This window comes from Salegentibacter agarivorans, from assembly GCF_900113135.1.
GTDB lineage: Bacteria > Bacteroidota > Bacteroidia > Flavobacteriales > Flavobacteriaceae > Salegentibacter > Salegentibacter agarivorans.
This window is the reverse complement of record NZ_FOOH01000006.1, coordinates 45,820-65,769: the sequence shown is the minus strand read 5'-3', so window position 1 is coordinate 65,769 and position 19,950 is coordinate 45,820. Positions and strand designations below refer to the sequence as shown.

Here is a 19,950-nt window from a genome sequence, read left to right as displayed (position 1 = left end):
TTGGAGATATTTAGAAAGTAAAAAGGCTGTTTGAATAGTCATTTTCAAACAGCCCTTCTTATATATAAATTCAGGAAATTATTCCTGTATACCTACCAATTCTACTTTAAAAACAAGATCGGTGTTTGGAGGAATTACGCCACCCGCGCCTCTTTCTCCATAACCTAAATGACTTGGGATATAAAGTAAAGCTTCATCTCCAACTTTTAATTGCTGAATGCCTTCTTTAAATCCTGGAATCATAGGAGCATCTGGACCGTAAACTACTGTCATGGGACCATAACCACCCTGGTTTTTTCTAGCTTCATTAAATAAGCCCATTTCTTTGGCCAGTTCTTCTTTGTTTGTATCAAAGATTTCACCGTCACTAAAATAGCCTTCGTAAAGCACTTCTACCATTTGCCCGGTTTTAGGTTTTTCACCTTCACCTTCATTTAAATAGTAAATTTTTAGTCCGCTATCTAATGCTTCAGCATCACCTTCGTGGCTTTCAAATTCTTCAGCCTGGGCTGCTTTAGCTTCCTGCCGCTTTTTAGCTTCGGCATCTTCCTTATCTTTTACTGCCTGTAGTTCTTCTTCAAATACCGTAGGAGCGTCAAAATTTTTGGCGGCTTTACCTTTTCTAATAATGTTTACCTCTTCCATGGTAACCGTCTTTACTGGCTTATCTCTTGGGCCTGTTTCAACTTTCCCTATAGAATCTACAACATCCTGGCCTTCTACAACTTTCCCGAAAACAGTATGCCTGCCATCAAGGTTTGGAGTAGGAGCAAGTGTAACAAAAAACTGACTTCCGTTAGTGCCCGGGCCGGCATTAGCCATAGAAAGAATTCCTTTAGAATCATGACTTAAGCTATCTACAATTTCATCTGGAAATTTGTAGCCTGGGCCACCACTACCGGTTCCAGTGGGATCACCTCCCTGTATTACAAAACCGTCTATAATTCTGTGAAAAGTTAATCCGTCGTAATAATTTTTGCCTTTATGGGTGCTGTCTACCATTTTGTTATTGCCTTCGGCAAGGGAAACAAAACTGGCTACGGTTATTGGAGTTTGTTCAAAGTAGAGTTCAGAAACAAAAGTTCCGTAATTGGTTTTAAATTCAGCATACATCCCATCTTCTAGATCTGGATATTCGTCGTTACACGCAAACATGGTAAATACCACGGCAAAAAGTAATAAAAATTTACTGGTTCTCATTTATTATAAAAATTAAAAAGGCTTAATAAAGCCCGGGTTTACTTATTGTTGATTTTGAATTTCTTCTTTTTCAGTGATATTATTGAGGGTGACTTTTGTTTTTAAAGGCCAGTTTGTACCTATTTTATTTTTATCTCCATAATATCCAAAAGCTTTATACGAAGGAAATAAAAAAGTTACGGTTTCTCCTTCTTTCATTAATTTTAGGCCCTGTCTTAAGCCGCTAAAAAGTTTTTCCTGGTCTATGGCATAAGTTCTGGTAGCTTTTTCTCCTTCGGCATAAATCACTTCATCATTTAAGGTAGAAATACTATAATCGAATTCTACAATATCGCCAAATTCTGGGGTGGTTGTAGTGGTAGAATCTTCAACTTTTTTATGATAAGAATACCAAAAACCATCTTGAGAAGAGTGATATTCTCTTGTAGAATCCCTTTGTATGGCAGTTTTAATAAGTGCTATTTCTTTTTCCAGTAGTTCCTGGTTTTTAGCAATAGATTCGCTAAAGTGGGAACCCGATTTCTGAGTTACAGGGTAACGGGCTTCAGGAGATTTACAGGCTCCCAAAGCGAAAATTGCTATAAAAATTAGATATTTATTCATTATTGCAATTCCTTATAACTGGGAAGAATGGTATTAAGCTTTGTGATGGTGTCTTCCATAGAAAGTTCACTTTTACCTCCGGCCGCATTATTGTGGCCTCCGCCTTCAAAATGAGCCCTGGCAAATTCATTTACGTTAAAATTACCTTTAGATCTAAATGAAATTTTAATAATTCCCTCTTGTTTATTTTCAATAAAAATTATGGCAAAAACTACCTTTTCTATCGCCAGGCCGTAATTTACAAAACCTTCGGTATCTCCTTTTTGAAAATTATGTTTATCCAGCTCTTCCTGAGTTAAAGTTATGTAAGCCGTTTTATACTGAGGTTTTACTCGTAAGTTTTGCAGCGCAGTTCCTAAAAGCTGAAGCCGGTCTTCATTATAGGTGTCAAATATATTGTTATGAATTTCGTGATTTACCGCCCCTTTATCAATTAAATCGGCTATTACGCGGTGTGTTTCGGCACTGGTGGCACTAAATCTAAACGAGCCCGTATCAGTCATAATACCTACATAAAGGCAGGTGGCGATTTCGGGAGTGATTTTATGTACGGCGCGTAATTTATCAATAAAATGATACACCATTTCGCAGGTAGAACTCATTTCGGCATCGCTATAGGTATAGTTAGCAAAGTCTGAGGGTTCCCGGTGATGGTCTATCATAATAAAAACAGCTTCCGAAGCTGTTAAGATTTCCTGCATATCGCCAGAGCGGTCTAAATGATTAAAATCCAGAGCAAAAACCAGCTCGGCTTCATTTATAAAATTTTCGGCATTTACTTTATCTTTTTCATAGATAATTACCTCATCATTTCCCGGTAGCCATTTTAGAAACCTGGGATAGTCGTTTGGTGAAATCACATTTACCTTATGGCCTTTATCCCTTAAAAAATGCATTAAACCTAAGGTAGAACCCATGGCGTCACCATCGGGGCCTTTGTGTGGTACAATAACTATATTTTTAGCCTGGGAAAGTTCGGCAGTGATCTCTAAAATTGCTTGTTCTATCATAATTTAATATAAAATACCACCGGGATAAATCCTCAAGGTATTATGTTGAAAAAAATGAAACAAAAACGTTTCAAATTTCATTTCCTTTAGTGATAAACCCAGGGCTATAATTCAATCTCTTGCCCGGCGAGTAATCAGTAAAGATACAATTTATTAATACCAGCTTAAAAAACCAATCTGTATTTTTGTATTCAACAAATCAACAAAAAATGAAGGTAATTTTGTCGCTCTTTCTAAGCTTTTTTCTATTTAGGCTTTAAAAAATGCAGCAGTCTGAAAGCTAAATTCATATAAAACTTAAAGGAGCTTGTATTTGCAGCTTATTTAATTATTTTTGCCAAAATTTAAAAAACCATAAGATGGCAGGAAAAAGAACATTCACCATGATAAAGCCCGATGCTGTTGAAGCCGGGAATGTAGGTGCAATATTAGAGCAAATTACCGCTTCAGGATTTAGAATTGTAGCTTTGAAAATGACTCAAATGACTACCGCTGATGCTGAAGAATTTTATGCAGTACACAACGAACGTCCTTTCTTTGGAGAGTTGGTAGAGTTTATGACTCGTGGACCAATCGTATCGGCTGTGTTAGAAAAAGACAATGCCGTAGAAGATTTTAGAGCTTTAATTGGAGCCACAAACCCAGAAGATGCTGCTGAAGGAACTATAAGAAAAAAATACGCGAAATCTGTTGGTGAAAATGCTGTACACGGAAGTGATAGCGACGAAAACGCACGGATTGAAGCTGCTTTTCATTTTTCAGGTAGAGAGATGTTCTAAGCAGAACTTTTTAAGTAATATAAAAGCCATCAGTTATTCGCTGATGGCTTTTTTGATTTATACCAATAGGGTTTTGTATAATATATTGCCCTACAAACACTTATAATTCCGTTTTTCATCTAAATAATAAGGAAACTATCGAATAAATAAGGTTTTTAGCCGGCTATTTTATAAATTATTGTTCAACTTAAAATGTAGAATTATGAAATTTATTGATAGCTATTTTGTCTTTTTTATTTTTTTGTTAAGCACTTCAATTACTGCGCAGGAATTAGAAGGAAAATGGATTGTCTCGGGAAATAAAAGCTTTGGTGGTTTTCCCGGAATACATTTAATGGAAGTGAGTGAAGATTCCTTATCTCACTATAACTTTGATCAATTTGTGACAAAAACTGCATATCAAACCGAAGATAACAAGTTGAAAATAGATACACTCGCCTTTGCCGATTTCAGCTTTAAAAATCCTAACCGATTAAGTATTTCTTCAGAAAGATTGGAACAACCTATAGATTATATAAGATTAGTTCCCACTAAAACAGATTTAAACGCTGCAAAAATTAAACAGAAAAAATACAATTTAGAACGGGGTGGGAAAAATTTCGAAATAGATTTTCAAAATCATCCCGATAGTAAAATTATGCATTCCTATTTAAAGAAAATAGATGAAACTTATTTCCTGGTAATTCATCGCTATGGTAACCCAATTACTGCGGTACCCATTGAGAAAATTACTGCAGATAAATTGCACTTATATGGATTTATGGCTGGCCCCGAAAAACTTGTAGCTAAAGCCATTGAATAATTGAAATAGCATAAATAAAAAACCTGCCTAAAAGAAGTCTTTGAGGCAGGTTTCACAAAATTTTCTTTGATATTTTATTTCTCTTCAGGTACCGGGAAGCCACGATCGCGCATTAGCGCATCAATTTCAGCATCACGGCCTCTAAATTTTCGATAAGCTTCAGCGGGATCCATGGCGTTTCTTGGCGCAAACAGATATTTCACTAATTTTTCTGCCATATTCTCATCGTAGAATCCTCCGGGAGATTCAGCAAAAGCTTCCGCAGCGTCAGAGGTTAATACATCAGCCCATAAATAGCCGTAATATCCGGTAGCATAACCTTCTCCTGAAAATACGTGTCCAAAATGTGGAGAACGGTGACGCATCACAATTTCATCTGGCATTCCCAGTTCGTCTAAAGTTTCTTTTTCAAACTTTCTTGGTTCAATTTTATCGGGATCTGTGGTATGGTATTTCATATCCATTAAAGCCGAAGCTAAAAACTCGGTGGTAGCGAATCCCTGATTGAAAGTAGCTGCTTTTTTAATTTTGGCTACTAATTCATCTGGAATTACTTCCCCGGTTTCATGATGTTTTAGAAAGCGGTTTATCACTTTATCGGTAGATAACCAACGTTCCAGTAATTGCGATTGAAACTCGGTATAATCACGAACACCACTGTTTAGGGTTGGATATTTAATATCGGCAGCTAAAAAGTGTAGCGCGTGGCCAAATTCGTGGAAAAAAGTTTCGGCATCGTCCCAGGAAACTAACACAGGTTCTCTGGGAGCCGGTTTTATAAAGTTAGAATTATTGGATGCTAAAACGGGTTTTGCACCTTCTAATTCAGAATAACTTCTATAGGTGGTTGCCCAGGCACCTGAACGTTTTCCCTGGCGCGCAAAAGGATCTAAATACCAAAGCCCAATAAGTTCTCCAGAATCTTTATCGGTTACTTCCCAAACATTTACATCTTCGTGGAAAACAGGGACGCTACCTTCTTCTACCGGCTTAAACTCGAAATTAAAAAGCTCTCCAGCGGTATAGAAAAGCGCATCGGTTAGATTGCCCAGTTCTAAATACTGCTTTACTTCCTCACTGTCAAGATCGTATTTTTCTTTTCTTACTTTTTCTGCATAATATCTATAATCCCAGGGTTTAATGGTAATATTAGCCCCTTCATCATCGGCTACAGCTTGCATATCTTTTACTTCTTCTTCTACGCGGGCAAGTGCAGCCGGCCAAACGGCTTCCATAAGTTCCATCGCGTTTTCTGGGTTTTTAGCCATTCGGTTTTGTAAGCGCCATTGGGCAAAATTTTCATAACCCAGCAACTCTACACGTTCATCGCGAAGTTTCAGGATTTTTTTTATCACCTCATTATTATCAAATTCATCATCATTATCACCCCGGGAATAATAGTTTTTCCAAACTTTTTCGCGTAGTTCACGTTCATCAGAATAAGTTAAAAACGGATCCATAGAAGAGCGCGTATTGGTTACGGCATATTTCCCTGCTTCTCCATTGGCTTTAGCAGTGCTCGCTGCAGCTTTCACATAAGATTCCGGAAGGCCGCTAAGTTGATCTTCGGTTAAATAAACAATGTAGTTCTCTTCCTCAGCAAGAACATTATTAGAGAATTTGGTATATAATTCAGAAAGTTCACTGTTTATTTCGGCGTAACGCTTTTTATCTTCTTCGTTTAAATTGGCGCCTTCCATCGCAAATTCTTCGTAAATAAGATCAATTACGCGTTGCTCTGGAGCCGGTAGCGGATTTTCTTCTGAATTCTGATAAACGGTTTTAATCCTTTCGAATAGTTTTGTGTTTTGAGAAATTTTAGAGCTGTATTCAGAAATTTCCGGAGAAAGTTCGCGCTGTATTTCCCTAAATTCAGGACTGGAAACATTGCTGCTAAATATACCGTAATAAGTAAATACCCTGTTTAAAAGATCGCCAGAATCTTCAAAAGGCACAATAGTATTTTCAAAAGTTGCCGGTTCAGGATTTTGGGTAATTTTATCGATTTCAGCAAGATGCGCATCCATCGCTTTAAGCATTGCGGGTTTTACAAGTTCTACCTGCATTTTATCAAAAGCGGGAACGCCGGCATAAGGGCCAGTCCATTCAGCAAGTAAAATGTTATCCATATTCTGTTTGGGGTTTTGTTCCTGGGAATTAGCTTGAAATCCTGCGACCAGCGCAAACACCCCCAGGCCTTTTATAATGTTTTTTTTCATTTTGTGTGGTTTTATTTCGAATCTATGAAGGTAAGGATTTTGGCAAAATTGGCAGCTATAGAACTTTTATAAATTCCCTGAAATATGAAAAATTAAGGCTTAAATACATTAACAATTAAAAATAATTTATCTTTGATATTGTAAATAACTAATTACAAACTATAAATAAGTAAATATGAAATTTTTAAGCAAAACTGTATTGATTTTAGGAGCCGTAGCAATGATTGCCTGCGGAGATAAAAAAGAAGAAAAAGAGGATAAAATTACTATTGGAGATGGTACCAGCCCGCAGTCTCAAACTGAAGCCGCCACAGATAAGTCTGCTTCAGAAATGAATTCTTCAGACGAAGATGTGGTTGAGGTGACTATTGAAGGAAATGACCAAATGCGTTTTAATAAAGACGAGATTAAAGTAAAAGCCGGGCAAACCGTTAGACTTACTTTAAAACACGTTGGTGAGATGGAAAAAACCGTAATGGGCCATAACTGGGTATTGTTAACTCAAGGTACCGTAATTAACGAATTTGGACAGAAAGCTGTACAGGCCAAGGATAACGACTATATTCCTGAAGGAACTGATGCGGTTATTGCCCACACTAAAATGATTGGTGGCGGAGAAGAAGTAACTATAGAATTTGAAGCTCCTGAAGCTGGTGAATACGACTTTATTTGTAGCTTTCCAGGTCACTATTCTGTGATGAAAGGTAAATTTATCGTGGAATAAGAGAATTTTTTAATTTTTTAGAAATGCCTTTACTGCGGAGACTTCCGTTTAGTAAAGGCATTTTTATTTTAGAGAGGTTATTTGAGTTCTGATTTTAATTTCTTCTAAAAGTTTTTTATTTGAAAAACCGAAGAAATTTCATTTTTAACTACTAATTTCAGTGGCTTTTTATAAGCTCTGTATTTTATAGCAGCTCATTTTATGAATTGTTGAAAATATTACTATAGCTAAAATTTTGACCGTGTATTTTTACTAAAATTGGTACGCTAAGATTGCTAAAAATAGTAGTTTTAGGCTTCATTTTAGATTACCTTAAATATGAGTGAGAACAAGCACTTTGTAATAGATTTTGATAGTACATTTACCCAGGTAGAAGCCCTGGATGTTTTGGGAGAAATATCCCTGGCCAACGATCCCGATAAGCAAAAAAACCTTGATGAAGTAGAAGCTTTAACCGATAAGGGAATGAAAGGAGAAATTTCTTTTAGAGAATCCCTGGTAGAGCGAATTCGGCTTCTAAAAGCCAATAAAAGTGATTTGCCAAAATTGGTAGAAAACTTAAGTGAGCGGGTATCTTCTTCATTTGTTAGAAACCGGGAGTTCTTTAACGATCATCACGAAAATATCTATATTGTCTCCAACGGTTTTAAAGAATTTATTGTTCCTATAGTTGAACCGTATGGGGTTAAGCCCGAAAATGTTTTTGCCAATACTTTTGAGTTTGATGAAGATGGTGAGATTGTAGGTTTTGATAAAGAAAACGTGCTTTCTTCAAATAACGGAAAAGTAGAACAACTTAAAAGATTAAAGTTAAAAGGCGATGTTTACGTAATTGGCGATGGTTATACCGATTATGAAATTAAAGCCGCCGGACTCGCCAATAAGTTTTATGCCTTCACCGAAAATGTAGAAAGGGCAAATATTCTTGAAAAGGCAGACCATATCACACCAAGTTTAGACGAATTTTTATTTGTACACAATATGAACAAAGCAATCTCTTACCCAAAAAATAGAATTAACGTACTTCTTCTTGAAAATGTTCACCAGGACGCAGTAGATATAATGAAGAAAGAAGGTTATAATGTAACTGTACATCCCGGAGCGATGGATGAAGATGAACTTTGTGAAAAAATCAAAGATGTATCAGTAATAGGGATTCGTTCTAAAACACATTTAACTGAAAAAGTACTGGAAAATGCCAACCGATTAATCGCGGTGGGCGCTTTTTGTATAGGAACCAACCAAATAGATCTTCAGGCCTGTTTAAAGAAAGGAGTTGCAGTTTTTAATGCGCCTTACAGTAATACAAGATCTGTGGTAGAACTAGCTATTGGGGAGATTATTTTATTGATGCGTAACCTGCCCGATAAAATGCGATTAATGCACGAAGGGAAATGGGAAAAATCTGCTAACAATAGTTTTGAAACCAGGGGTAAAAAACTGGGGATTATTGGTTATGGAAATATAGGTGCACAACTTTCGGTAGTTGCAGAATCTGTTGGTTTTGATGTTTATTACTACGATGTTGAAGAAAAATTACCAATGGGTAATGTTACCAAGTGTAATTCCCTAAAAGAACTTCTTGAAACTGTAGATATTGTGACTCTTCACGTAGATGGAAGAAAGGAAAATAAAGATATTATTGGGGAAAAGGAATTTGGTTATATGAAAGATAACGTGATTTTCCTGAATTTAAGCAGGGGTCACGTAGTAGATATTAAAGCGCTTAAAAAGAATATAGAATCTGGCAAAATAATGGGGGCGGGCATAGATGTTTATCCGCAGGAGCCTAAAACCAATAATGAAGAATTTGTTTCTGAATTAAGAAATTTACCAAACGTGATTTTAACGCCTCATATTGGTGGAAGTACCCTGGAAGCCCAGGAAAATATCGGGAATTTCGTTCCGGGAAAAATTATAGAATATATAAATACCGGCAGCACCACCAACTCGGTTAACTTCCCTAATTTACAATTGCCGGTATTGCAAAATGCCCACAGGCTAATTCATATTCACGAAAACAGGCCGGGAATTTTGGCAGAGATCAACAGGATTCTTGCCGGGCACGATATTAATATTGAGGGCCAGTATTTAAAAACTAATGAGACTATTGGTTATGTAATTACCGATATTGATAAGAAATACGATAAAAAAGTAATTAAAGATCTAAAAGGCCTAAAAGGCACGATACGTTTTAGAGTTTTATATTAGAAAATATTTTTTCTGAAAAATATATCCCGGGACTTATTTCTACTTTAAGAAATAGCTTCCGGGATTTTTTGTGTTTAATCTAACTGAATTTTCAAAGGTCCTGAAACATGGTAAATGTGGCAGCAATCTGCACCAACTTTATATTCCTGTTCCAGGATTAAATTTTCCTCCTTAAATCCTTTAAAAAGAAGATTTATTTCTTCATTTTTATACTATTGAAAATGGAATAAAACCCATTTCCTGCATTTTCTGTAGAATTAAGGTCAATTTCGCGATTGTTGGTAATATCTCTAAGCGCAATCAGGAACTAAATTATCACTGTCTAAAACCACCGGGTTCTCTTCAGAATCTGTGATTTCAACATTAATACTTTTAAATTCTTCGGTGCAAATTCCATTACATTCCCCGCTGTCGTCTTCTCCGCAGGAAAAAGTAAATAAAATAATTCCGATAAATAAAATAAATCTGTGTAGCATCAATTAATCATTTTCTATAAGATACAGAAAACTGATAATGGTTGCGTAAAAATATGTAGAAATTTACTCGATAATCGAACTTTGAAAATGTCTTTTCTTTAAGCCGGGTACCAGGCTGAAATTCAGAAAAAGAAAACTATTAATCTTTAAGAATAAATTCAGTAGCTAATTGCGCGTGGAGCTTTGTAGTATCTAAAAGTGGAATTTCGGTATCCTTTTCCTTAATAAGCATCGGCAGTTCGGTACAGCCTAAGATTATTGCATCAGCTCCGCGATCTTTTAAAAGTTGCATTTGTTCTAAATAGAAATTTTTTGCGGTGTCGGTGAAATTTCCCTGTGTAAGTTCTTCAGAAATAAATCTGTGGGTTTCATCAATATGTTCCTGCGATGGAATTATAGTTTCAATTTGGTGGTTTTTCTTAAGTCTACCCTGAAGAAAATCGCCCGTCATTGTGGGTTTTGTGCCCAGCAATCCAAGTTTTTTAAAACCTTTTTGTTTTGCTTCTTTAGCTATTGCATCGGCAATATGAAGAATGGGAATATCAATTTTTGGTTGCACAAAATCGTAAACTAAATGCGGAGTATTGGCACAAATAATTATAGCGCCGGCACCGGCATTTTCCAGTTTTTGAGCAATTTCTAAATATGAATTTTTAATTTCTTCGGGATCGTTTTTACGCATCAACTTTACATTGAGGCTGTATAAAAGAAGTGGCGGATTTTGCTGCTTCCCAATTTTTTCGCCTACAAGCTCATTTAAAAGTCGGTAATATTCTATGGTAGAGTGCCACGAGGTACCACCAATCATTCCCAGTAAATTCATTAATTTTAGTTTTTCCCTAAATTATGCAATTTTAAGGTTTTCGTTAAATTCTTCTTCTTTTTCTTTATGTCGAAATGAACTTAAAACCCCCACAGCTTCTAGAGCCGCAAATTCTGAATTATAGGTAAATGTGATTTTAGACGCTTCTGAATCTGCATAAATATCACAAATGTCTTTAATTTTAGAAAGTTCTTTGGTAATGTATGTTATGCAATTACCAACATTAAGTTCTTCCAGTAACATAGTAGCTTTCATAATTTCTGATTTTAATTTACTACAAATTTAAAGGCAGGAATCGCTAAATTTTATGAGGAAAATCAGTTTAAGCTATTTTACTTGAAAAAACCAGGGCTTCTTTCTTACTTTTGCAAATTACTTTTTTAAAAAACGCTGATAAAATAATGCCTAAGTAAGAGATTGAAATTTTCTTACCGGGAAGAATTTTTTAAAATTTAAAGAAATTGCGCAGGAAAAGGCAACCCATAAAATATACCGAAGGCAGGATTTTTAGCTCCCTGGCCAACCTGGCCTGGCCTATAATTCTGGCTAATATTTTACAAACCGCTTACCAGTTAATAGATACTTTTTGGCTGGGAAGACTGGGTGCCAATGCTGTAGCTGCGGTGAGTATTAGTTTTCCTATACTTTTTCTTATTCTCTCATTGGGCGCCGGTTTAACGCTTGCGGGAACAGTGATTGTTTCTCAATATAAAGGTGCTGAAAATCAGGACCAGGTTAATTACAGTTCTTCACAAACCGTTTTTGTAATATTTTTTATTTCGGTTTTACTGGCTATTGTAGGTTATTTTTCGTCAGAACCATTAATGAAGCTCATAGGCGCAGGCCCCGAAATTTTAAGCGATTCGGTAAGTTATTTTAAAGTATCGTCTCTGGGCTTTATTTTTCTGTTTATGTTCTACGTTTTTCAGTCACTTATGCGAGGAATTGGTAATGTGCTGTTGCCCATGTATATAGTTCTTGCTACCGTATTTCTTAATCTAATTTTAGATCCGCTTTTTATATTTGGTTTTGGTCCTATTCCCGGGTTTGGAGTAGCAGGAGCTGCTGTTGCCAGTGTAATTACCCAGGGTATATCGGCCTTAATAGGCTTACTTATTCTTTTCCGCGGAAATAAAGGCATAAAAATTAGTTTTAGCAGAATGAAATTCGATTTTAGCTGGACCCGAAGTATGTTCAATATTGGGATTCCTTCCAGTATAGAAATGTCTACCAGAGCCGGCGGTATGACGGTTATGGTTATGCTGGTTACCAGTTTTGGAAGCGAAGTTGTAGCCGCTTACGGTATTGGAAGCCGGGTTTTAAGCCTTATTGTAGTACCCGCGCTTGGTTTTGCTATTGCAACCACCACTTTGGTAGGACAAAATGTTGGCGCCGGAAAAATAAAGCGCGCTGAAAAAATTGGAAATCTAAGTGCTAAAATTGCCTTTTTTGGGCTCACGGGAATAGGGATGGTTCTTTTCTTTTTAGCTGAACCAATTACTGCCTTTTTCGTGCCTAACGATCCCGGCGTGATTAGGGACGGTTCTTTGTTTATTAAAATTATGGCCCCCAGTTTTGGAGTGCTGGGTGTGCAGCAGGTTCTAAATGGTGTTTTTAATGGCGCCGGATTTACTAAAGCTTCTTTGCTAATTTCTGTATTTGCCCTTTGGATTGTGAGATTTCCTACTGCTTTTATTCTATCTAATAATACCGATCTTTCTTTTGAAGGAATTTGGTGGGCGTTCCCAATCTCTAACCTTATCGCCGCCATTGTAGCTTTCACTTATTATAAAATGGGTTATTGGAAGTTAAGAACTATTCGTTACCGGCACCGCCAACTTTAAATTTTAGTTTTCTGAATTATTGTCCTGATAAAAAATAAACACCAATTTTATTCCCTCATAAGTTTTAAAAATGAAGATCGAAAACCAACAGCGAATTGCACTAAGCACTTACTTTTTTCTCTCGGGCTTTTGCTTTTCTACCTGGGCTTCCCGAATTCCTACTATTAAAATGGCCTTCGATTTAAATGAAGCCGAATTAGGAAACCTACTTATGGTAATGCCGGTGAGTTCTTTAATTGGGCTTCCGGTTTCTGGCTGGTTGGTTTCTCGTTTTGAAAGCAGGTATCCGTTAATCGTTTCATTTGTTTTACTTGCCGTCTCCCTTAGTATTATAGGAATAGCCGACAGCCTTTTGTTATTAATAATAGGGATATTTTGCTTTGCATTTTCTATGCGAATTTTTAACATCGCTATGAATACCCAGTCTTTAACCTTACAAAAAGCATTTCCTAAAAAAATTATTGGATCCTTTCACGGTCTTTGGAGTACCGGCGGACTTTTAGGCGTAGCTTTTTCAACTTTGCTAATTAAATTTGATATTCCTATTTATCAGCATTTACCGGCTGTTGCTGGTTTTACTTTTATTTTAGCTTTTCTTGCTTTCTCATTTTTGCTAAAAAAGGATCGTTCTACCCAGGGGAATAAGCTTCGCTTTGGAAAACCCGATAAACCTACCATGTACCTTGGTTTTCTGGTTTTCCTTGCTGCAATTACCGAAGGCGGAATGTTTGACTGGAGTGGGGTTTATTTTAAAGAAGTGGTGAACGAAGATGTTTTTACGCTGGGCTACTTAATATTTATGATTTTTATGGCCCTTTCCCGTTTCTTTTCAGATAGAATTGTGGAAAAAATAGGAATGGAAAAGAATTACATCATAAGTGCTTCCCTGGTATGTTTAGGAGTTTTACTAATGATTGTTTTCCCTTATTTCTGGCCTGCATTAATAGGTTTTTGCCTGGTAGGTATTGGAGTGGCCGCAATAATTCCCATGACTTTTCTTCTCGCCGGTTCTTCTAAAAAATATTCGCCAGGAATGGCTATTTCAATAATTACCACCTATGCAATAGTGGGAATGCTTTTAGGCCCACCGCTGGTTGGTTATTTAGCGCATTTATTTAATTTGAAAGTATCTTTTATCCTTTTCTTTATTTCGGCTTTAATGCTTATTCCTATTTCGCAGCTGTTTTTTAAGCAGAAAGAAGAAAATATTCAGGAATAATTTCAATAAATGCCTAATCCTTATCTGCCGGGGTAATCATAATATGAGCGCGGTGCGTACCGGGATCCATTAACCACGGCATTCCGGGAGTGTGAGGTTTATCTGGAAGTCCGGTTTCCTCGGTAGTAGCATAAGGCATATAAATCACATAACGCAGTTTTGCATCTTTAAGCTCCCCGGTCTCACGATTTAAATTTGCTTCTTTTCCAGAAAGTATGTAGGTCATACTCGGGGCATCGGGCATTTTTAATTTCCCGCTTTCTACTTCCTGCTGGCGCACTGCACGAGTATCCATCATATCTTTACCTTCAGCTTTTAATTCCCTGCCGCGAGACATAAAAGGCTCAAGTTTTTTATTATAACAACTTACTGAAACTCCATTCATATTAGGATCGTCTGCAATACAAACCAGGTTGTTGGTGCCTTCTTTTAATAAAACCGGTTTCCCGTCACGATCATAACCATACACAGTTACTGCATCCCTGTCTTCTTCTGGCGCAGCCATACTGGCCATTTTTATTTGAATTTCTTCAGATAAATAATCTTCCTGGGCTATTCCGTTAAAACTAAAAGCCAGAATCATTAAGCTATAAATTACATTTTTCATTTTAAATTTATTTTAATTCATATTGTTTAAACTTCTACTTCCAGGATACTTCATGCTGAACTTATTTCAGCATCCAGGATGAAAAGTATTTTAATTTAGCTTAGACCCTGAAACCATCCCGAAACTTCGGGACAGGGTGACGATTCAACCTAAGATGAGAATACTTTTTAAAAAGTCAAAAAATTATAATTAATAATAATTTTTGGTAATCCTTTCAGCTAAAGTTACATATTTTAAGTTACTTCCTTTCTTAAAACTTCTAAAGGTGGTTTTCGTATTACGCTTAAACTATTACTTAATCCAATAATCAATACCAGTAAGACAATTCCCGGGAATACTACTAAAAATGGAACCAGAGATGGGGTAAATGGCGATTCAAAAACCAACCAGGCCAATAACTGACTGCTAATTAGAGAAAGCAATACACCAGATAAACCGCCTAAGGTTCCCAGGTAAATGTATTCTAAAGCGGTAATATTTAGAATTTGGCTGCCTTTAGCACCCAAAGTTCGTAATAACACACTTTCGCGAATTCGTTGATATTTACTGGTTCTTATTGCTCCTAAAAGCACAATAACACCCGTTAAAATACTGAAAAATGCCATAAAATTAATTATCCATGAAATTCTTCCCAGGAGCATTTCAATAACACTTAATATCTGTCTAAGATCAATTATAGAAACATTGGGAAACTGTTTCACCAATTGCTGTTGTAATTTAGCCGATGCATCTTCCCCCGGAACTTTGGTGGTTAACACGTGAAATTGCGGCGCGTCTTCTAAAACCCCTGTTGGGAAAACCAGGGAGAAATTCAGTTGCATTCTAGACCAGTCTACAGTTCTTATACTACCCACCACTGCATCTAATAAAACGCCCTGCACGTTAAAAACAAGCTCGTCTCCAACTTCAACTTTAGCATCTTCAGCAAAATTATCACTTATAGAAACAGGAACGGGACTAATATTTCCTCCTTCGGCGGTCCATTCTCCGCTTTCAATAAATTCAGAAGCAATAATTGAATCGCGATAAGTTACCCTAAATTCGTGGTTTAAAACCCAGCCATTAATTTGGGAAGTAGTATCATTTCTTATTTCGTTAACCGATTTTCCTGCTATATTTTGTACACGCATAGTGACAATAGGAATATCGCTTAAAACCGGTAGATTATTCGCTTTTATTGTTTGGGCTACGGCTTCACGTTGTTCAGATTGTACATCTAAAAGAATCATATTAGGGCTATCGGCCTGGGATTCTATAGAAGCCTGGGCCAGTAGCAAATCTTTACTAAAATAAAGCGTACTAATTAGAAAAGTTCCTACACCAATAGCAAGTACCAGCGTTAAGGTTTGATTTTGTGGTCTAAAAAGATTCAGTAAGCTTTGCCGGGCTACAAAACCCCAGCTATGCGGAAAATACTTACGAATAGCCCGCATAAATAGATAGGCTATTCCGGCCAGGATTGAAAAAGTGACTAAAATTCCGCCTACAAACGAGAGGGAGTATTTCCAATCTTCCAGTAGCCAAAGCGAAAACAAGAAGATGAATAAAAAGATTCCTATTGAAACTAAAATAATTGCCTTTCGGGATTTTTTAGAATCTTCTTTTATTACTCGTAGCGCCTGTAAAGGAGAAATATAAAGTGTTCCGATTAACGGGTAGAGCGCAAATAAAACCGACATCAAAATTCCTAATAAAATTCCCATCACAATTACCTGTAAGGAAAAAGTGATTTGAACATCTACCGGTAACAAGCCTTCTAAAAGCCAGGGAAATAATTGCTGAAGAATTAAACCGAGGGCAGTACCTAAAATACCGCCAATTAAACCCATAAAAGCAACCTGGATAAGGTAAATTAAGAAAGTTTGCTTTTTGCTGGCGCCCAAACATTTTAGAACAGCTACGGCACGTAACTTTTCTTTGATGTAAATATGAATGGCGCTCGCAATACCAACACAACCAAGCAGCAGCGCGATAAAAGCAACGAGATTAAGAAATTTTCCGAAATTTTCATAGCGTCTTCCCAATCGGTCGCTGGTGGAGATGTGGGTATCTATATCGGATTCTTCAGCATCAAGGATAGGATCCAGTTCTTCATCCAGCTTTTCCATATCGGTTTTAGGATCGGCTGTAAAATAGAATTCGTAATCTATACGGCTTCCGGTTTGTACAAGGCCAGATTCTTCAATAAACTTATATGGAATAAGTACCGGAGGAGCTACCGAACTAAAAATAGCCGTACTTCCCGGAACGCTATTGAGTGCCCCTGCAATTGGCAAAGTAACTTTTCCAATTTTAATGCTATCGCCAGGCTTTACCCCTAACTGAAGCATTACCGTTGCATCAACCAAAGCTGCAGCATCTTCCTGGTATGTTTTGGCAGCTTCTGCCGGCTGAGTTTCCAATTCGCCGTAAAATGGGAATCCACCTTCAATTCCTCTAACCTGCATTAATTTTGTGGCTTCGCTTTGCGGAAAAGCAGCCATAGAAGCAAATTTGATCTCCCGAGCTTCAGGCCCGCCCAGTGAATCCATAACTTGCATAACGCGTTCATTGGGAGGATCGTCGCTGTCTATTTTAAAATCGGCGCCCATCAGCGCTTTAGATTGCAAGGAAATATTGTCTTTTAGATTTTCTCCAAAAGATTGAATGGAAACTACCGCGGCAATTCCCAGAACGATAGAAGCCATAAAAAGCGTTAACTTTTTACCGCTAGCCTTTCCGTCGCGCCAGGCCATTTTAAAAAGCCAGTTAATACCGGGTTTAGAGGGTTTATTGGTGTTCATCTTTTATACTTGCGTTTCTTGATTTTCAACAATTTTTCCTCCTTTTAGTTTTAGAATATGCTGTGTTTTTGCTGCTAATTCAATATCGTGAGTTACGATAATCAAAGTTGTACCTGCTTCTTTATTGAGATCGAAAAGCAATTCTTCTACTTTTTCGCCGGTTTCGGCATCGAGATTTCCGGTAGGTTCATCGGCAAATAAAACCGAAGGTCGCGTAGAAAAAGCACGCGCTAACGCCACTCGTTGCTGTTCTCCCCCAGAAAGTTGGGAAGGATAATGATTTATACGGTCGCCTAATCCTACTTTTTCTAATAATTCTTTTCCTATTTTAGAAGCATTTTTATTCCCCTGAAGTTCTAATGGAACAGCCACATTTTCTAAGGCAGTAAGTGTTGGTAGCAACTGGAAATCCTGGAAAACAAATCCAATATGTTGATTGCGCAATAGCGCTCTTTCGTCTTCATCTAACGTGCTAAGTTCGCTTCCGCATAAATCAATAATTCCGGAATCTGGCCTGTCTAATCCCGCACAAAGTCCCAGTAGCGTGGTTTTTCCACTTCCGGATGGGCCTACAATAGCAAAGGTTTTTTGTTCTTCTACTTCAAAATTAATATCCTGGAGAACTTTAAGTTTTTTAGAACCGCTGGAATAGCTTTTCTCCAGGTTGCGAACGTTTAATATCTTTGCCATCTTATTACTTGATTATTGTCTTTTTTGAATGCAGACAAAATAAGGAAATGATTTGATTATAAACCCCGTTGCTATGAGAAACTTGAAGTATTATTTTGCTGTTTTTTCAATATTTATAATGATTTCCTGCGGAGAAAATGCTGAAAAGAAATCGGAAGAAAAAAGCAAAGAAGAAACACAAACCGAAACTGAAGCTGAGGTAAGTGAAAAAAACGTGATTCTTTTCTTCGGAAATAGCCTTACAGCGGGAATGGGGTTAGAAGCTTCTGAAGCTTTCCCGGCGCTTATTCAAAATAGATTAGATTCCCTGAATTATAATTATGAAGTAGTAAATGCTGGATTAAGCGGGGAAACTACTGCCAGCGGAAAAAATCGCATTAACTGGGTGTTAAATCAGGATGTAGATATTTTTGTATTGGAATTAGGAGCGAATGATGGCTTAAGAGGAATCCCAATAACTGAAACTCGTAGAAATCTTCAGGATATTATAGATACTGTAAAAGAGAAAAATCCCGATACTAAAATAGTTTTAGCCGGAATGCAGATTCCACCAAATATGGGAGAAGAATATACCACCGATTTCAGAAATATTTTTCCTGAACTTGCCGAAGGAAATAATTTGCAACTCATTCCTTTTCTTCTTGAAGGCGTAGCGGGAGATGCAGAGCTAAATCAGCAAGACGGCATTCATCCCACCGCCGAAGGTTACAAAATTGTAGCCGACAATGTATGGAGTATTTTGAAAGATGTGGTAGAGAAAGAATAATTTATTCTGAAGGTTTTTCTAATGTTTTTTAGTCTTCTTCCGCCAGGGTAGTTTCTCACTCTTAGAAACTAAAGCAAGGCTTAATGAAACTAATACAGAAATCGCTGCCGTAGTACCCAAAGCGCCGCCATAACCTTTAAAAAACGGACTCGCATTTAGGTAGATAATAGAAAAGATAAATCCTGAAAAACCTACTAGTAAATAGCTGGGGAGTATTTTTGAAGAAACCATTCCTATAAAAGTAGCGCCAATAAAAACTATAGGGATGTTTTTGGTTAAATATGGATTAAAAATATCAGGAAAAGAATAGAAAAATAAACCCACCAAAAGCGAGAGGCTTGCTGAAGCACGAACAGCACCCTGCCTGTACTTGTTATTCACTACATAAGTTAGAATGGCAGAAATAATTCCGGTGAGAAAAAGAATGCTTATTTCCATTAAAACAGGGTATATAAAATGGCGGAAGTGATGGCAATACTACCAAAAGCGATAGTTCCCAGTTTACCACCAAATCCGTTAAAAATATTTTTAGAAAGAATAAGAATGCTACCTGCGATAATACCGGCCAGTAGAATAAATTTTAAATTGGGCGCTACACTGGCCGAAGTCATTCCCACAAAAGCACCGCAGTAAATAGCGGGTGGTGCTTCTTTTAAAAGATTTGATTTTCTATTTATTGAAGGCACAAAAGAAGCCAGGGTTCCTATAAATCCGGCGGCAAGTACCGGGCCATATTTAAGTTCAATATTTATAAAAAATGTGCTTAGGGCACCGGTCACCGCAAAAAGAATAAGATAAAGATCTTTTATAAAATACCTTTCCTCTTGCCGTGGCGCTTTAAAATAAGCAAGACTTATTAATACCGAAATTATCCCCAAAAATAAAAGTACGAGGGGAGCATTCATCTTATCAAAAAATATAGCGAACAAAAATGCAAACTGCATCATGATTAGAATAAAGAAAGATAATCTTCTGAATATTTTCGTCATACTTCAGGCTTGGTACTTTTAAGTCGGCAAAACTACTAAAACTATAGATTTTAGGTTGTTAGATTTTAATAATAAAAGGGCTTTTATTTTGACTTTTTCAGAATAATCAAGCTGAAAAATTCTTTTCAAAATTTAACGAAGCAGAATAATTTTGAGTTTAAATATTTTATAATTTTGGAAAATATCCTATAAAAAGGAAATAATC

Annotated in this window: 19 protein-coding genes; 7 read left to right on the top strand and 12 right to left on the bottom strand. The window is 36.8% G+C overall.

The features are described 5' to 3' along the window. Positions 1-78: 78 nt before the first annotated feature. From BM084_RS05950 to BM084_RS05940, 3 genes are read right to left on the bottom strand one after another with little or no spacing between them, the layout of a single operon-like run. Positions 79-1,200, bottom strand: coding sequence for a peptidylprolyl isomerase (locus tag BM084_RS05950; protein ID WP_075327486.1), 1,122 nt, complete (start codon positions 1,198-1,200; stop codon positions 79-81). Between the two features lie 42 nt (positions 1,201-1,242). Continuing rightward, positions 1,243-1,803, bottom strand: a complete 561-nt coding sequence (gene gldI / locus BM084_RS05945) for a gliding motility-associated peptidyl-prolyl isomerase GldI (RefSeq protein ID WP_075327485.1) — start codon at positions 1,801-1,803, stop codon at positions 1,243-1,245. Continuing rightward, positions 1,803-2,813 (bottom strand): DHH family phosphoesterase, encoded by a 1,011-nt coding sequence (locus BM084_RS05940; RefSeq protein ID WP_075327484.1) that lies wholly within the window; start codon positions 2,811-2,813, stop codon positions 1,803-1,805. The genes gldI and BM084_RS05940 overlap by 1 nt, the downstream gene beginning before the upstream one ends. Before the next feature lie 359 nt (positions 2,814-3,172). On the opposite strand from BM084_RS05940, the gene BM084_RS05935 reads away from it, so the two are divergent. Continuing rightward, positions 3,173-3,592, top strand: coding sequence for a nucleoside-diphosphate kinase (locus BM084_RS05935; RefSeq protein WP_075327483.1), 420 nt, complete (start codon positions 3,173-3,175; stop codon positions 3,590-3,592). Between the two features lie 202 nt (positions 3,593-3,794). Next, the gene (locus BM084_RS05930; RefSeq protein WP_075327482.1) at positions 3,795-4,394 is read left to right on the top strand and encodes a hypothetical protein; all 600 of its coding nucleotides are present in this window, start codon (positions 3,795-3,797) and stop codon (positions 4,392-4,394) included. A gap of 74 nt (positions 4,395-4,468) precedes the next feature. On the opposite strand, the gene BM084_RS05925 is transcribed toward BM084_RS05930, so the two are convergent. Further along, entirely contained in the window at positions 4,469-6,613 is a 2,145-nt protein-coding gene (locus BM084_RS05925) for a M3 family metallopeptidase (protein WP_075327481.1), read from the bottom strand. A 175-nt stretch (positions 6,614-6,788) separates the two neighbouring features. Here BM084_RS05925 and azu point away from each other — a divergent pair, with 175 nt between their 5' ends. After that, entirely contained in the window at positions 6,789-7,337 is a 549-nt protein-coding gene (gene azu / locus BM084_RS05920; RefSeq protein ID WP_075327480.1) for an azurin, read from the top strand. A gap of 318 nt (positions 7,338-7,655) precedes the next feature. Further along, the gene (gene serA / locus BM084_RS05915) at positions 7,656-9,548 is read left to right on the top strand and encodes a phosphoglycerate dehydrogenase (RefSeq protein ID WP_093303604.1); all 1,893 of its coding nucleotides are present in this window, start codon (positions 7,656-7,658) and stop codon (positions 9,546-9,548) included. Positions 9,549-9,838: 290 nt separating this feature from the next. Here the strand turns inward: serA and BM084_RS05910 are convergent, their stop codons facing one another. The 3 genes from BM084_RS05910 to BM084_RS05900 all read right to left on the bottom strand — a co-directional run bounded on the left by BM084_RS05910 (position 9,839) and on the right by BM084_RS05900 (position 11,102). Next, positions 9,839-10,024, bottom strand: coding sequence for a hypothetical protein (locus tag BM084_RS05910; protein ID WP_075327478.1), 186 nt, complete (start codon positions 10,022-10,024; stop codon positions 9,839-9,841). 139 nt (positions 10,025-10,163) lie between these two features. After that, complete coding sequence (locus tag BM084_RS05905; protein ID WP_075327477.1) at positions 10,164-10,847, bottom strand: aspartate/glutamate racemase family protein; 684 nt, start codon at positions 10,845-10,847, stop codon at positions 10,164-10,166. 21 nt (positions 10,848-10,868) lie between these two features. Continuing rightward, positions 10,869-11,102 (bottom strand): heavy-metal-associated domain-containing protein, encoded by a 234-nt coding sequence (locus tag BM084_RS05900; RefSeq protein WP_075327476.1) that lies wholly within the window; start codon positions 11,100-11,102, stop codon positions 10,869-10,871. Between the two features lie 206 nt (positions 11,103-11,308). Between BM084_RS05900 and BM084_RS05895 the strand changes: the two genes are divergently transcribed. Together BM084_RS05895 and BM084_RS05890 are read left to right on the top strand one after the other, a co-directional pair. Continuing rightward, complete coding sequence (locus BM084_RS05895) at positions 11,309-12,691, top strand: MATE family efflux transporter (RefSeq protein ID WP_075327475.1); 1,383 nt, start codon at positions 11,309-11,311, stop codon at positions 12,689-12,691. A gap of 70 nt (positions 12,692-12,761) precedes the next feature. Continuing rightward, on the top strand, positions 12,762-13,910 hold the full coding sequence (locus tag BM084_RS05890) for an MFS transporter (protein WP_093303600.1): 1,149 nt from the start codon (positions 12,762-12,764) through the stop codon (positions 13,908-13,910). Between the two features lie 13 nt (positions 13,911-13,923). Here the strand turns inward: BM084_RS05890 and BM084_RS05885 are convergent, their stop codons facing one another. The 3 genes from BM084_RS05885 to BM084_RS05875 form a co-directional block, all read right to left on the bottom strand. Then, entirely contained in the window at positions 13,924-14,517 is a 594-nt protein-coding gene (locus BM084_RS05885) for a hypothetical protein (RefSeq protein ID WP_075327473.1), read from the bottom strand. Between the two features lie 233 nt (positions 14,518-14,750). After that, complete coding sequence (locus BM084_RS05880) at positions 14,751-17,300, bottom strand: ABC transporter permease (RefSeq protein WP_245764344.1); 2,550 nt, start codon at positions 17,298-17,300, stop codon at positions 14,751-14,753. Between the two features lie 3 nt (positions 17,301-17,303). After that, the gene (locus tag BM084_RS05875) at positions 17,304-17,990 is read right to left on the bottom strand and encodes an ABC transporter ATP-binding protein (protein WP_075327472.1); all 687 of its coding nucleotides are present in this window, start codon (positions 17,988-17,990) and stop codon (positions 17,304-17,306) included. 73 nt (positions 17,991-18,063) lie between these two features. On the opposite strand from BM084_RS05875, the gene BM084_RS05870 reads away from it, so the two are divergent. Beyond that, a complete protein-coding gene (locus BM084_RS05870) occupies positions 18,064-18,756 on the top strand; it encodes an arylesterase (RefSeq protein WP_093303597.1) in 693 nt (230 codons plus the stop codon). 18 nt (positions 18,757-18,774) lie between these two features. Here the strand turns inward: BM084_RS05870 and BM084_RS05865 are convergent, their stop codons facing one another. Together BM084_RS05865 and BM084_RS05860 are read right to left on the bottom strand one after the other, a co-directional pair. Further along, positions 18,775-19,194 (bottom strand): hypothetical protein, encoded by a 420-nt coding sequence (locus tag BM084_RS05865; RefSeq protein ID WP_075327470.1) that lies wholly within the window; start codon positions 19,192-19,194, stop codon positions 18,775-18,777. After that, entirely contained in the window at positions 19,194-19,745 is a 552-nt protein-coding gene (locus BM084_RS05860) for a hypothetical protein (protein WP_075327469.1), read from the bottom strand. Before BM084_RS05860 ends, BM084_RS05865 begins: the two co-directional genes overlap by 1 nt. Positions 19,746-19,950: the final 205 nt, after the last annotated feature.

Excerpts from the sequence above, each read along its gene's own strand:
- BM084_RS05950 (WP_075327486.1), bottom strand. The coding sequence starts at position 1,200 with ATGAGAACCAGTAAATTTTTATTACTTTTTGCCGTGGTATTTACCATG.
- gldI (WP_075327485.1), bottom strand. The coding sequence starts at position 1,803 with ATGAATAAATATCTAATTTTTATAGCAATTTTCGCTTTGGGAGCCTGT.
- BM084_RS05940 (WP_075327484.1), bottom strand. The coding sequence starts at position 2,813 with ATGATAGAACAAGCAATTTTAGAGATCACTGCCGAACTTTCCCAGGCT.
- BM084_RS05935 (WP_075327483.1), top strand. The coding sequence starts at position 3,173 with ATGGCAGGAAAAAGAACATTCACCATGATAAAGCCCGATGCTGTTGAA.
- BM084_RS05930 (WP_075327482.1), top strand. The coding sequence starts at position 3,795 with ATGAAATTTATTGATAGCTATTTTGTCTTTTTTATTTTTTTGTTAAGC.
- BM084_RS05925 (WP_075327481.1), bottom strand. The coding sequence starts at position 6,613 with ATGAAAAAAAACATTATAAAAGGCCTGGGGGTGTTTGCGCTGGTCGCA.
- azu (WP_075327480.1), top strand. The coding sequence starts at position 6,789 with ATGAAATTTTTAAGCAAAACTGTATTGATTTTAGGAGCCGTAGCAATG.
- serA (WP_093303604.1), top strand. The coding sequence starts at position 7,656 with ATGAGTGAGAACAAGCACTTTGTAATAGATTTTGATAGTACATTTACC.
- BM084_RS05910 (WP_075327478.1), bottom strand. The coding sequence starts at position 10,024 with ATGCTACACAGATTTATTTTATTTATCGGAATTATTTTATTTACTTTT.
- BM084_RS05905 (WP_075327477.1), bottom strand. The coding sequence starts at position 10,847 with ATGAATTTACTGGGAATGATTGGTGGTACCTCGTGGCACTCTACCATA.
- BM084_RS05900 (WP_075327476.1), bottom strand. The coding sequence starts at position 11,102 with ATGAAAGCTACTATGTTACTGGAAGAACTTAATGTTGGTAATTGCATA.
- BM084_RS05890 (WP_093303600.1), top strand. The coding sequence starts at position 12,762 with ATGAAGATCGAAAACCAACAGCGAATTGCACTAAGCACTTACTTTTTT.
- BM084_RS05885 (WP_075327473.1), bottom strand. The coding sequence starts at position 14,517 with ATGAAAAATGTAATTTATAGCTTAATGATTCTGGCTTTTAGTTTTAAC.
- BM084_RS05880 (WP_245764344.1), bottom strand. The coding sequence starts at position 17,300 with ATGAACACCAATAAACCCTCTAAACCCGGTATTAACTGGCTTTTTAAA.
- BM084_RS05875 (WP_075327472.1), bottom strand. The coding sequence starts at position 17,990 with ATGGCAAAGATATTAAACGTTCGCAACCTGGAGAAAAGCTATTCCAGC.
- BM084_RS05870 (WP_093303597.1), top strand. The coding sequence starts at position 18,064 with ATGAGAAACTTGAAGTATTATTTTGCTGTTTTTTCAATATTTATAATG.
- BM084_RS05865 (WP_075327470.1), bottom strand. The coding sequence starts at position 19,194 with ATGGAAATAAGCATTCTTTTTCTCACCGGAATTATTTCTGCCATTCTA.
- BM084_RS05860 (WP_075327469.1), bottom strand. The coding sequence starts at position 19,745 with ATGACGAAAATATTCAGAAGATTATCTTTCTTTATTCTAATCATGATG.